Here is an 11,872-nt window from a genome sequence, read left to right on the forward strand (position 1 = left end):
GAGAGAGTACATGATGACACAATCAAATGAAGCATTTGTGCAATCCTTAATAAAATCACTAAGAGGAGAGCGAGGACATATTCCGATTGCGAATGCGTTATCCGACATTGATTGGGAATTGGCAGGCAAGCAAATAGACGGAATCCCTTATTCGATTTACCAATTATTAAAACATATGATATATTGGCAAGATTTCCTTTTGCTAGGTCTTCAAGGAGAACAACCTAAACTGCCTGCTCATGTAAAAGAGAGTTGGCCTGATAAAAGCAATGCCGAAAGTCAAGATGAATGGCAAAGAGTCATTCAACACTTCTTACAGGGAGTAGAACAAGCTTGTACCATAACTCAAACAACAAAATTAGAAGACCCTTTGGAAAAATATCCAGATGTGACACGAGCTGAGCATTTGCGTAACATTGCCTCTCACAATAGTTATCATCTGGGTGAAGTGGTAGTGATTCGTCGACTTTTAGGCTCGTGGCCTCCGCCTAGTGGTGGTTATCCAGCATAAGTTGCTTCATATATTAAGGAGGAATAAGGATGACAAGTTCAAATCATAAAGTAGCAAGTATTTTTAAAGGAACCAATGTAAACGAGGGTGGTTTTTTCGAAAGCATTGAGGATACGAAGTTATTTGATCCGATTCAAATTGGATCTTGGTCTCTTCGGAATCGTATAGCGATGGCACCGATGACGAGATGTTTTGCAGATAATGAGACGGGAGTAGTTGGCTCTGATGTGGTTGAGTATTACCGAAAGCGTGCGGAGGATGGGATTGGATTAATTATTACAGAGGGGATTGTTATTAGCCCAAGAGCAAAAGGGAATCCTGGAGTACCAGGCATTTACACGAAAGAGCAAATTGATTCTTGGAAACCTGTTACGGAGGCAGTTCATAAAGAAGGTGGGACGATTATTGCTCAAATATGGCATGTGGGGCGTATGAGTCATCGTGAACTATCTGGTGGACAAATGCCACAAGCACCTTCAGCGATTGCGGCAAAAGGAGATGTTCCACGCTTTCGTAAGCCATATGATACACCAGAAGAAATGACACTTGAAGATATACAGGAAGTAATCAATCAGTATGCACAAGCTGCGAGAAATGCGATGGAAGCTGGCTTTGATGGTGTTGAAATTCACGGTGCACATGGATATTTGATCGATCAATTTACATATGAATTCGCAAATAAACGAACAGATCGATACGGCGGTGATTTAAAACAGAGGTTAACCTTTATGAAAGAAGTCGTTCAGGCTGTGATTGAAGCGGTGGGAGCAGATAGAACCCTTTTACGTTTCTCGGCACTTAAAGGGGATAACCCAACGTATCTATGGGAAAATCCTGAAGAAGCGATTGAAACATTTGTAAATATGTTTAAGGAAGTTGGTTTAACCATGATTCATCCTTCATCGATGAATTATACAGATGTTATTTCGGATGGGAATAATTTTCATCAATTAGTAAGGAAGTATTGGGATGGGATTATGGTAGGGGTAGGTAGTTTGAACCCGAAAGAGGCCGAAAAATCATTGCAAGAAGGAACAATCAATGTAGCCGCATTTGGCAGACCGTTGATTGCGAATCCAGATTTTGTTCATCGAATGAAGCATGCGGAACCTTTCATCGAATATGATGCGAAAGTGCATCTTGTTACGTTGGTGTAAATCAGTATGAAGGAGCCATCTCTTGAATGCAGAGATGGCTCCTTCATTGGCTTTATGTGACCAGGCATTGGACATGGACGAATAAGAAAACGATACTCTTTACTTACTATTGTGCTTGTTTACGACGACGAATCAAGAGAATACCAGCACCAGCCATCAAAGCCGCCGCACTCGCTGCGACTACGATAGGATAATTAGTGGCCGTTTTTGGTAACTTTCCGCCTTTCGTTTCCTTCGATTGTGCTGTTTCAGTTTTAGTAGCGGGCTTATTTTCTTTTGTGATATTTCCGTTATCTTGATGCTTAGTTGTTTCGGAGTGAGTCTTTTGTGGTGTTTTCTCAGGTACAGTTCCTTCATCCGATGCAAATGAAATACCTTGGAATGCAGTAATAGAAAGTGCTAGGGTGGCGACTACTCCGAATGCTTTAGTCATACTTTTCATAATAAACATCCCCTTTTCTTTTCTCTTGCGATGTAGGATGATCGTTCTACACATATTTACTAAGAACTTACACAAGATCATAAAATAGAGAGATAAATATTAAATAAAGATCATAACAATTTCAGATAAAGATTTTACCATATTAAAAACATATCTCGTACTCGAGGGTAAATGGCAAGCCAAAGGAGGACAGCATTGTGTTGTGGTAGCAATGGTACTCAACCTATTGTAAATTTGAGAAATTCATTAGAAATCAAGTGCGTTTTGTATATCCATCGAGTATAATTTAATTGAGCAAAACAGGGGTTCGTTCTGAGGGGAAATGAAGAACCAAATTTTTTTGGACTAAAAGTTGCGGGAGGTAAACATTATGAGCAGGGATAAACAAAATGGGTCTGATGAAACTCTTTCATCATTCTTTTCCCGACGTAAATTTTTGAAGGCAGGGATAGGAAGTGCTTTGGGTATAGCAGGTATGGCTACATGGCTATTTCCTAAATGGGTTCGAAGTGAGGGTATTGCTACATCTAATTCTCATGATCATTCCAACCATGGTGGTAGTGGTATGGATCATAGTGGTATGGATCAAGTACATGCTATGAATAAAAAAGCCTCGCCGAATGCTTATCAATCGGCACAACAAGCATTAACTACATTTGACTATGGAAAAGTCAGTAAATTGCCAGATGGTCGAACTCTAAGAGAATATACAATGTTGGCGCAAGATAATGAGATCGAGGTGGCTCCAGGTGTCTTTTATCCAGCGTGGACATACAACGGAACTGCACCAGGACCTACGATTAGAGCCACAGAGGGAGATTTACTACGTATTAAGTTCGATAATGGGAGCGCTCATCCGCACACGATTCATTTTCATGGAATTCATCCTGGGAATATGGATGGATCGTTTGAAATTGTACAGCCAGGTAAAAGTTTTACCTATGAGTTTACAGCCGAACCTTTTGGTCTTCATCTCTATCATTGTCATTCTATGCCATTGAAAAAGCATATCGAAAAAGGGCTTTATGGAGCATTTATCATCGATCCAAAAGAGCCGCGAAAGAAGATGAAAGAGCTAGTAATGGTGATGAATGCCTTTGATACAGATTTTGATGGTGAAAATGAGTTTTATACCGTTAATGGTTTAGCAAATGCATTTCTCGATCATCCCATCCCGTTAAAAGTAGGAGAGGAAGTCCGCATTTATTTGGTAAATGTTACGGAGTTTGACTTGATTAACTCCTTCCATCTACATGGGAATATGTTCAAACTGTACCGAACAGGAACATCTTTAACCCATTATGAAATAACGGATACCGTGATGTTATGTCAGGGAGAGCGGTCTGTTTTAGAGTTTTCGTATAAATTCCCTGGTAAATATATGTTTCACGCCCACCAAAGCGAGTTTGCGGAGCTAGGTTGGATGGGATTATTTGAGGTAACGGAATAGGAGGAATGAATTCGATGAGTGCTTCGAAGAAATGGATTTTAGGTCTGCTTCCGGTTGTCTTACTTGCTTTGATGATCGTCGGTTTGTTTTCAGGAATGGATCGGCTCATTCCTCGTGCCAATATTCCGTTAGAGGAGATTCATTTTGATCGTGTATGGACAGTAGAGGGAAAGATATTAGCAAAAGTGACGAATACGGGAGCTGATCCTGTTACGATTGCTCAGGTAACGGTAAATGATGCGATGTGGAATGCAGAAATTCCTAAGTCGGAACTTGGCCGCTTTGATCAATCAGATATCACGATTCCGTTTCACTGGGTAGAAGGAGAGCCATATGTCGTAACAGTGATCACGTCTACAGGAGCTAAGTTTACGGGCGAGATTGCCGCTGCCATGGAAGTTTCACGAGCAACACCTGCTACATTTGGTTTATATGCACTAATTGGCCTCTTTGTTGGAGTAATTCCGGTCCTATTAGGAATGTTATGGAAGCCATTTGTAGCAAAGTTAGGAGGCAAGGGCTACACTTTTGTTCTAGCGGTTACGATTGGGTTACTTATCTTCTTAGGAGTCGACTCTCTGAATGAAGCATTTGAACTAGCGGATCAGATTCCGGGTGCATTTCAAGGAGTCGGTATTATTTTACTAGGGGGATTGGGGAGCTTCCTCATTTTAAGCGCAGTCAGCTCTTATACTGAAGCACGACAAGAAAATTCATCTAATTATCGGACCAAGTTAACAGTGGCGTATCTCGTTGCCCTTGGGATCGGAATTCATAATTTTGGGGAAGGCTTAGCCATTGGAGCTGCTTTTACGTTAGGGAATGTAGCGATGGGGGCATTTCTCATTATGGGATTCACGTTGCACAATATTACGGAAGGCTTAGCGATTGTAGCTCCTGTTGCCCGTGAGAAGATAAAGGGCTCGAATTTATTTCGTCATTTGCTTCTTTTGGGAGCAATGGGTGGTGTTCCAGCGATATTGGGTACTTGGATTGGTGGATTTGTTTACTCTCCGATTTGGTCTCTTATCTTCCTATCGATCGGAGCGGGAGCCATATTCCAAGTGGTTGTACAGGTGTTCCGCTTAGAGCGTTCCGAATCGGATCGAGCGACTTTCTTGACGCCTGTAGGTGTAGCTGGATTAATGACTGGTATTGTAGTGATGTATATTACAGCGCTGTTTGTTACTGCCTGATAAGGGGCAAGGTACAAAGAAGTCATCTAATGAAAAGGATCATTTTCTTGGATGGCTTTTTTTGTTGTAAGATTTGTTTCAGTCTACTCATGAAACTTTCTCGGTTGACATTCTTTATTTTGATTACTATACTATTAATTAGCTAGGTTAACTATATGTGTGAGCTGAGTGAATTTACCATTTTCAAATGCAATTTGATTCAAAGAGCTAATTTGGCTATATAGATGTGAGGCAATCTTGTACTATCAAAATCGATTCATAAATTTTTTTACCCTATTAGTTAGTTTAGCTAATTAATAGGGTGCTATTTAGCAAATTGGTAAGGGGGTGAGGAAGAGAGGCTTTAAAAAGTAATAGGTTGTCCCGTAACGTAAGAGTACTTTATACCACTATCTGGATTTGAAAGGATGACGCAAACATGAATGATGTCCAAATAAAATGGTCCAAAGTCGACGATTATATCTACAAACTACTTGTACAATCGGATGAAGTATTAGACAAAGCCTTAGAGGCCAACGAAGAAGCCGGTTTACCATCAATCGATGTAGCCCCTAATCAAGGAAAGATGCTGTACTTACTTGCCAGAATTAAAGGAGCCCAGCGCATACTGGAGCTGGGGACTCTAGGTGGATACAGCACCATATGGTTAGCACGTGCTCTACCCCAAAATGGCAGATTGGTAAGTTTAGAACTTGATCCTATTCATGCCAAAGTGGCTCAGGCAAATATTGACCGAGCGGGGCTTTCTTCATGTGTCGAGATTCAAGTGGGAGAAGCGCTCGATTCCTTGGCTAAGTTAGCAGAGCAATATGAAGTATTTGATATGATCTTTATTGATGCGGATAAGGTTAACAACCCTAACTATTTACAGTATGCTCTACAATTTTCACTTCCTGGAACTTTGATCATCTTCGATAATGTCGTTCGTGAAGGAGAAATCATTGACGAAGACAGCACAGATTCTAGTATCCAAGCAACTAGGACCTTATTCGAGATGATCGCCAAAGAACCCCGTTTAGTTTCTACAGCCATTCAAACAGTGGGTGGTAAAGGATACGACGGCTTTGCATTTGCTCTCGTTATTGAGTAAGTTAGGAATCTACGAATCTATCACCTATTTATCCCATGAACAAAACTGTGATTAAGGAGCGTCCTACGTTTTTCAGCATAGGATTGCTCCTCTTTTTTGCACTTAAGTTAGAGTTTGGGATACACAGTTATTGTAAAATCGTTATTCCATTGATGCTTTTCCTTATCATACGTACAGTGATCCAAAATGACTTTTAACAAGGCGTTTTTTTGTTTGGCGTCTTGTAGTAAAGGATATATATCTAGGGCATGTTCAACTTTGGGGATGATATCCATTTGTACTTTTACACGATTTTGTTCTTCGTCGAGGTCGATTCGTGTTTTATCTAAAGCTTGGTGTATTTCACTGATCCGGTTGGCGATGTGCTGCGATCGATTTAGATACGTTTCTTCATCGTAGATCCCTCGTTCTAATAGGTCGTGTAGCCTACCTTTTTGATTTTCTAGATTTCTTGTTTCTTGTTGAAGATTACGTAAAGTGGTTTCTTTGAGTTCAATATTGTAAGAAAAGGTCTCGGGGCGGGCTTTTTTATCCCATGTTAAACGATATTGATCTAGCCAAGTATGTAGTACCTCGATTAAACGATCTTCTACGTACATGAATCGAGAGCTTTTGTTTTTGCATTGTTTTTTATAACACATTAGGTGAGGAAGTTGATTTGTATAAGGTCTTAAGACCATAGAGGAGCCGCATTTTGCGCATTTAATTAATCCGGCTAATGGGTTAGAGATCCCATTTTCGAGTTGATAAGGAACATGATATTGCTTCTTTAAAATTTGCTGAGCCTTTTGATACGTTTCCATCGAGATCAATGGTTCATGTTTTCCTTGCACATCAATCCAGTCGCTTTGAGCACGTGTTTTGACTTCACGGCGCTTGAGAGGATCGGCTGTTTTTCTATGTTCTTTTTTCTTCCATTGGATTCGTCCAGCATATACAGCATTTTTAATGATATTAAGTACGCTAGAACTGTTCCAAGAGTTTCCCAGATAGGTTCTATAGCCAAGTGTATTTAGCTCGTTAGCAATCTTATTAGATCCCAGCCTTTGATTCGGATCATCGTGTGTATACCAGTTGAAAATCATCTTTACTACAGGTGCTTGTTCTGGCTTTGGAACCAGATAACGGCTTCTATTGTCATCTCGAATCTCATATCCATATGGGGGGCGAGTGCCAATATAATTGCCTTCTTCTACAGAGCGGACTCTCCCACCTTGCAGTCGTCGATTAATAATTTTTAACTCTTTTCGAGCCATGAAAGCCTCAAATTCACTGTATTCTTCATCCCACTCATCTCGAAGATCATATGTTTTTCGGGGGGTAATAATTTTCGTGTTAGCCTTTTGGAATGTCTCTAGAATCAAGCCTTGTTCACGCATGTTCCCACGGCCTAGTCGATCCACATCCATAACCAAGACTGCGTTATAGAGCCCATTTTCGACGTCTCTTAGTAGCTCCATCATTTCCGGACGGTGGATGAGGCTTTCCCCGGATACAATCTCTTGCCTGATCTTTATGATATGTAGGCTTTGATTTTTAGCCACCTGAAGCAACGCCTTCTTATGTTTCGCTAAGGTCTCACCTTCACCACGAGTTTCCGCTTCCAGATCTGCACGTGATTTCCGTAGATAAATCGCGACTCTATCCATAAAAAACCACCTCTGTGTAGAAATATATGTCAAGACTTCTTGTCTTCTGCATACAGTTTATCGAGGTGATGAACGTTGCAAGAAGATCAGCGAGCGGATGTAACGTATCAGATTGGGAAAACAACGATTCATGTAGTTCCGCCTAAAATCACAGAAGAAGAAAGAAATATCAGAATAGAGGAACTGAAGAAATTGATCTTAAGTCTATGGCTGTCGATTGACCACGATCATTTATACGACCAAGAAATAGTAGGTATACCGATAGAAGAACAGTAGCTATATATGACTAAAGCGTAGAATGATAGATTTTTATAACCATTTATCACTAACCCAACTTTGATTAGTTGGGTTAGTCATTGTGAATTCTGAAGGGGAAGTACTATTGGTAAAGCACCAGTATCTAGAGAAGAATGGCAAGGTAAACGAGAAAAAACAACTCAATGGTAGGTGGGGGGATTTTCATGCTACAAACACAGATAACCCCCTAGTGTAAATGAAATAACCCTAATTGATATCCTTGGAACAGAGCGAGATGAAGTAGCTGAGCACGTGCAACTCAAAATTGAAAAGACCCAGATTTATAACCACATCCACATCCTTGATGAGCGTGAGCAAGAGGTAATTCGTTGGCGCTTTGGTTTGATGAATGAGGATGAGAAGACGCAGCGTGAAATTGCGAAGGAGTTAGGGATTTCGCGGTCGTATGTGTCGAGGATTGAGAAGCGGGCGTTGATTAAGTTATTTCATGAGTTTTACCGGAATGTGCCGAAGAAGGATCGGATATAGAGAGAAAGTAGGAGAACTCAGTTTCCCCGTTAGGGATTGGGTTCTTTTTCCTGTAGAACATTTGGTAAGATCCATATTTGTAAATCGTAACAATGAGTAAAATTCTATAAATTGCTACCATTTATAATTGCATAATTGAAATACATGTGCTATTGTGTATTTTATTTCACATAAGAAGAGGTTTCGTTTATGAGTAAAATAAAATTATTATGCCTTCCGTATGCTGGAGGGTCGGCAAGGGTATTTTTGGATTGGAAGAACGATCTGCATGCGGATATTGAGCTAATACCAGTTGAATTACCTGGTAGAGGGAAGCGTTTTGGAGAGGCCTTAATTTCAGATTTTCATCAGTTAGTTGAGGACATCTATCAGAACATCAAAAATGAGATTAGTGGTCCATATTGCTTTTTCGGCCACAGTATGGGGTCATTGATCGTATTTGAAGTAATGAGAAAGTTAAAAGCAGAGAAACAGCCTATGCCGATGTGTTGTATTTTATCTGGCAAGAATCCTCCGCATGTTCCATTACGGAATCATATTCACGCTTTGGATGATGAAGAGTTTTTAGCGAAGATTTTTGGTTACGGTGGTACACCCGCTGAGATGTTACATAACCAAGAACTGGCTAGTATTTTTCTCCCTATTATCAGATCAGATTTTCAAGCGATTGAGCTTTATGAGCCTCCTGCAGATCGTGAACAAATGGATTGTCCCTTTGTTGTATTTTATGGTACAGAGGATCCATATGTATCAACGGATTTAGTAAAGGAATGGAGTTTGTATACGACTAGTAGCTGTGAATTTTATGCATATAGTGGTGGGCATTTTTTCATTCAGGAGAAGAGAGAGCAAGTTGTGGAGCAAGTTAACTCGGTCTTGGATGGGATTCGGGCTACTTTGTAAATAGGTAACTCAAGCCTAAGCTTGCTTGTTTGATGGATCGAGTTGTGAGATTCAAATCGAATAGCTTATGGCAAAAGAAAGCGTTTGGAGGTTGAGTACTTCCAAACGCTTTCTTTTGTTCTTACCTATAGTAGGACTTACACATCAATCTCTTCTTTCGTAATCGCATATAACAAGTGATCTTCCCACTGTCCATTAATTTGCAAATATCGTTCAGCCAGTCCTTCGCGGCGAAAGCCACTTTTTTCTAGTACACGAATGGATGCAGTATTTTTAGGCATAACCCCTGCTTGAATACGGTGTAATGAAATTTCCTCAAAGCAGTACTGGAGTATCAATTTGATCGCTTCTGTCATGTATCCTTTGCCGTTTACCTGTTGGTCTAGATAATAGCCTAGATAAGCATTTTGAAATGGACCTCGTGAAACAGCTGATAGAGAGACTCGGCCAATTAGCGTATGATCACTATTCAGAAAAACCCCGAATGTGTAACCATTATCGTTTTCAAATGACTTGATTGCGTCTGCGATCTGCTTAGTCTGAGCTTCCAAACTATAGTAAGACTCTAGACGAATGGGGTCATATTGTCCAAAAAAATCACGGTTTCTAAGAAGTAAATGGTGTAGGTGTTCTGCATCGGACATCTCGAAAGGGCGTATATAAAGATGGTCTGATTGTAATTTCATAAGCGAACTCCTCTTTGCTAGACATTACATAGAGAACTATCTTAACAAAAAGTCGGGTTGTGGTGCCAGTCTCGATTTTACAGCGTGTATTAAGTATTCATACTGTTTCTCATTGATGTCAGCAAAAGCCTCTTCTCTACTAGAAGGGATATGATGATAAGAGATTTCTTGATCGAACTGTGAGGCTGTAAAGTCATAGATTTGATCGCTTAGTTTGTTATAAAAATGCCATTCTCCGGTCACACGTGTTTTTAAGATTTCCCCTCCATATAAATCATGGATCACGAGTGCTGTTACTCCACATTGCCCAAGTGCTGGATTTTCTGGGGTGAATTTTGTGCTGGATTCTTTAGACCAAACATGTAATAGGATGTTCCGTGTTACGTAATAGGGTGGGCTATCTGTTTTCATGTTGAATTCTCCCTTAATAGACTTACTTATCAATAGCTAATTTTGTTCAGGTAACTTTTATGCCCAATCTTACTTAAAATTATATATGATATAAGAATAAGATTCTTATAAATGCTGGGGGTAATCGTATGGAGGATTTTAAACCAGATTTGCATGCAAGATCTGAATGGGCGACGTTAAGTGATGTAGAAGTAGCTGAGGTTTCACCAGCTAGCCAACCGGTTAATGGCCGAATTTGCGTTCCGGGTAGTAAGAGTTGGACCAATCGGGCTTTGATTATCGCGGCGATGGCAGAAGGTACATCTCGGCTATCTGGGGTGCTCAGAAGTGACGATACATACTGGTGTATACATACATTACGACAACTTGGAGTTCAGATTGAAATAAATGAGGATGAAGTGATTATCGAAGGGGTAAATGGAGACTGGCTGAAAAAGGATGAAACTCTCTATATTGGTTCGGCTGGAACGACAGCTCGATTTCTTCCCGGCCTTTTGGCGGCATCGAAGGGTGGTCAGTGGATGATGGAGGGTAGTGCTAGTATGAATAAACGTCCGATGGCAACCCTTATTACCGCTCTTCAAGATCTTGGCGCACAAATCGAGTACTCGGGAGAAGATGGGTTTTTACCGATTCAAATAGAGGGAAAGGGGGTCCATGGGGGTGTTGTTCACATCTCTGGGAAAACGTCGAGTCAGTTCATCAGCGGCCTATTAATCGCAAGTAGTTATGCAGACGAGCCAGTGACCATCCGTATCGTGGACCATATTGTCCAACATGCTTATGTGAAAATTACATTGGATCTAATGGAGCAGTTTGGTGCCCATGTCGAATATGATGACTCATTCAGTACGATTAAGGTGTATCCTAAGGCCTACAAGAGTCAAGATATCCAGTTAGAAGCCGATGCGTCCACTGTGAACTACTTTTTTGCCCTAGCAGCGCTCACAAATGGAAGAATTCGCGTGGACAACCTATCTTATGACACGTTGCAACCCGATATTCAATTTGTTGATGTGTTGGAAAGAATGGGCTGTACTGTGGTAAAAGGGGATGGCTTCCTTGAACTGCAAGGTACGGATCAACTAAAAGGTGACTTTGATATTTCCATGAGGGAGATGTCGGATCAGACACTAACCCTTGCGGCAATCGCTCCTTTTGCAGATGGGCCCATCTCGATTCATGAAGTAGCGCACATCCGGAAGCATGAATCAGATCGGATTGGCGTTATTTCAGAGTGTTTAACCAAAATGGGGATACGAGTAGAGGAACGTGAGGATGGATTAACGGTGTATCCAGGGCAACCTCTAGCCGCTGAATGTAACTCATACGACGACCATCGAGTAGCGATGTCGTTGGCTCTGATTGGTGCAAAAGTGCCGGGAGTGAGAATCTTGGATCCTGGATGTATATCGAAAACATGTCCTACTTTCTTTGAGGAGATTGAAAAGTTAGGGTTGCAGGTTCGACTAGAAGAAAGTATGTAATACATAATACAGACTGCAGACAAACCTCTTCTGAACAACAAGTTTAGAAGAGGTTTTTGTGTGAATTGACTCAAATATCGTTTATGGCGATGGTTTCTCCATCG

General features: G+C 40.8%; 12 protein-coding genes and 1 pseudogene. 9 read left to right on the forward strand and 4 right to left on the reverse strand.

Annotated features, from left to right (window positions below):
• The first annotated feature begins 13 nt into the window (after positions 1–13).
• Both EDD57_RS09755 and EDD57_RS09760 read left to right on the forward strand, forming a co-directional pair.
• The gene (locus EDD57_RS09755) at positions 14–511 is read left to right on the forward strand and encodes a DinB family protein (RefSeq protein WP_131849272.1); all 498 of its coding nucleotides are present in this window, start codon (positions 14–16) and stop codon (positions 509–511) included.
• A 29-nt stretch (positions 512–540) separates the two neighbouring features.
• A complete protein-coding gene (locus EDD57_RS09760) occupies positions 541–1,668 on the forward strand; it encodes an alkene reductase (RefSeq protein ID WP_131849273.1) in 1,128 nt (375 codons plus the stop codon).
• A gap of 106 nt (positions 1,669–1,774) precedes the next feature.
• On the opposite strand, the gene EDD57_RS09765 is transcribed toward EDD57_RS09760, so the two are convergent.
• Positions 1,775–2,110, reverse strand: coding sequence for an LPXTG cell wall anchor domain-containing protein (locus EDD57_RS09765; protein ID WP_165873752.1), 336 nt, complete (start codon positions 2,108–2,110; stop codon positions 1,775–1,777).
• A gap of 370 nt (positions 2,111–2,480) precedes the next feature.
• Here EDD57_RS09765 and EDD57_RS09770 point away from each other — a divergent pair, with 370 nt between their 5' ends.
• The 3 genes from EDD57_RS09770 to EDD57_RS09780 all read left to right on the forward strand — a co-directional run bounded on the left by EDD57_RS09770 (position 2,481) and on the right by EDD57_RS09780 (position 5,846).
• The gene (locus EDD57_RS09770) at positions 2,481–3,560 is read left to right on the forward strand and encodes a multicopper oxidase domain-containing protein (protein ID WP_131849275.1); all 1,080 of its coding nucleotides are present in this window, start codon (positions 2,481–2,483) and stop codon (positions 3,558–3,560) included.
• Between the two features lie 14 nt (positions 3,561–3,574).
• Positions 3,575–4,756 (forward strand): ZIP family metal transporter, encoded by a 1,182-nt coding sequence (locus EDD57_RS09775; RefSeq protein ID WP_165873753.1) that lies wholly within the window; start codon positions 3,575–3,577, stop codon positions 4,754–4,756.
• Between the two features lie 418 nt (positions 4,757–5,174).
• On the forward strand, positions 5,175–5,846 hold the full coding sequence (locus EDD57_RS09780) for an O-methyltransferase (RefSeq protein WP_131849277.1): 672 nt from the start codon (positions 5,175–5,177) through the stop codon (positions 5,844–5,846).
• A 107-nt stretch (positions 5,847–5,953) separates the two neighbouring features.
• Here EDD57_RS09780 and EDD57_RS09785 read toward each other — a convergent pair whose 3' ends face one another.
• Positions 5,954–7,495, reverse strand: a complete 1,542-nt coding sequence (locus EDD57_RS09785) for a recombinase family protein (RefSeq protein WP_131849278.1) — start codon at positions 7,493–7,495, stop codon at positions 5,954–5,956.
• Between the two features lie 75 nt (positions 7,496–7,570).
• Between EDD57_RS09785 and EDD57_RS09790 the strand changes: the two genes are divergently transcribed.
• The 3 genes and pseudogenes from EDD57_RS09790 (at position 7,571) to EDD57_RS09800 (ending at position 9,184) form a co-directional block, all read left to right on the forward strand.
• The gene (locus EDD57_RS09790; RefSeq protein WP_131849279.1) at positions 7,571–7,771 is read left to right on the forward strand and encodes a hypothetical protein; all 201 of its coding nucleotides are present in this window, start codon (positions 7,571–7,573) and stop codon (positions 7,769–7,771) included.
• Between the two features lie 216 nt (positions 7,772–7,987).
• Positions 7,988–8,281, forward strand: a pseudogene (locus EDD57_RS09795) (sigma-70 family RNA polymerase sigma factor); the annotation flags it as partial.
• Between the two features lie 189 nt (positions 8,282–8,470).
• Entirely contained in the window at positions 8,471–9,184 is a 714-nt protein-coding gene (locus EDD57_RS09800) for a thioesterase II family protein (RefSeq protein ID WP_131849281.1), read from the forward strand.
• A gap of 137 nt (positions 9,185–9,321) precedes the next feature.
• Here EDD57_RS09800 and EDD57_RS09805 read toward each other — a convergent pair whose 3' ends face one another.
• Positions 9,322–9,870, reverse strand: a complete 549-nt coding sequence (locus EDD57_RS09805) for a GNAT family N-acetyltransferase (RefSeq protein ID WP_131849282.1) — start codon at positions 9,868–9,870, stop codon at positions 9,322–9,324.
• Positions 9,871–9,906: 36 nt separating this feature from the next.
• Positions 9,907–10,281 carry a YunG family protein gene (locus EDD57_RS09810; RefSeq protein ID WP_131849283.1) on the reverse strand — a complete coding sequence of 125 codons (375 nt, stop codon included), beginning with the start codon at positions 10,279–10,281 and terminating at the stop codon, positions 9,907–9,909.
• Between the two features lie 128 nt (positions 10,282–10,409).
• Here EDD57_RS09810 and aroA point away from each other — a divergent pair, with 128 nt between their 5' ends.
• On the forward strand, positions 10,410–11,768 hold the full coding sequence (gene aroA, locus EDD57_RS09815) for a 3-phosphoshikimate 1-carboxyvinyltransferase (protein WP_131849284.1): 1,359 nt from the start codon (positions 10,410–10,412) through the stop codon (positions 11,766–11,768).
• Positions 11,769–11,872 lie beyond the last annotated feature (104 nt).

It is taken from the genome of Baia soyae (assembly GCF_004341445.1).
Taxonomy (GTDB): Bacteria; Bacillota; Bacilli; order Thermoactinomycetales; family Thermoactinomycetaceae; genus Baia; species Baia soyae.

What these genes read in the sequence shown, in the direction of transcription:
- EDD57_RS09755 (WP_131849272.1), top strand. Translation starts at nt 14, where the DNA reads ATGACACAATCAAATGAAGCATTTGTGCAATCCTTAATAAAATCACTA.
- EDD57_RS09760 (WP_131849273.1), top strand. Translation starts at nt 541, where the DNA reads ATGACAAGTTCAAATCATAAAGTAGCAAGTATTTTTAAAGGAACCAAT.
- EDD57_RS09765 (WP_165873752.1), bottom strand. Translation starts at nt 2,110, where the DNA reads ATGAAAAGTATGACTAAAGCATTCGGAGTAGTCGCCACCCTAGCACTT.
- EDD57_RS09770 (WP_131849275.1), top strand. Translation starts at nt 2,481, where the DNA reads ATGAGCAGGGATAAACAAAATGGGTCTGATGAAACTCTTTCATCATTC.
- EDD57_RS09775 (WP_165873753.1), top strand. Translation starts at nt 3,575, where the DNA reads ATGAGTGCTTCGAAGAAATGGATTTTAGGTCTGCTTCCGGTTGTCTTA.
- EDD57_RS09780 (WP_131849277.1), top strand. Translation starts at nt 5,175, where the DNA reads ATGAATGATGTCCAAATAAAATGGTCCAAAGTCGACGATTATATCTAC.
- EDD57_RS09785 (WP_131849278.1), bottom strand. Translation starts at nt 7,495, where the DNA reads ATGGATAGAGTCGCGATTTATCTACGGAAATCACGTGCAGATCTGGAA.
- EDD57_RS09800 (WP_131849281.1), top strand. Translation starts at nt 8,471, where the DNA reads ATGAGTAAAATAAAATTATTATGCCTTCCGTATGCTGGAGGGTCGGCA.
- EDD57_RS09805 (WP_131849282.1), bottom strand. Translation starts at nt 9,870, where the DNA reads ATGAAATTACAATCAGACCATCTTTATATACGCCCTTTCGAGATGTCC.
- EDD57_RS09810 (WP_131849283.1), bottom strand. Translation starts at nt 10,281, where the DNA reads ATGAAAACAGATAGCCCACCCTATTACGTAACACGGAACATCCTATTA.
- aroA (WP_131849284.1), top strand. Translation starts at nt 10,410, where the DNA reads ATGGAGGATTTTAAACCAGATTTGCATGCAAGATCTGAATGGGCGACG.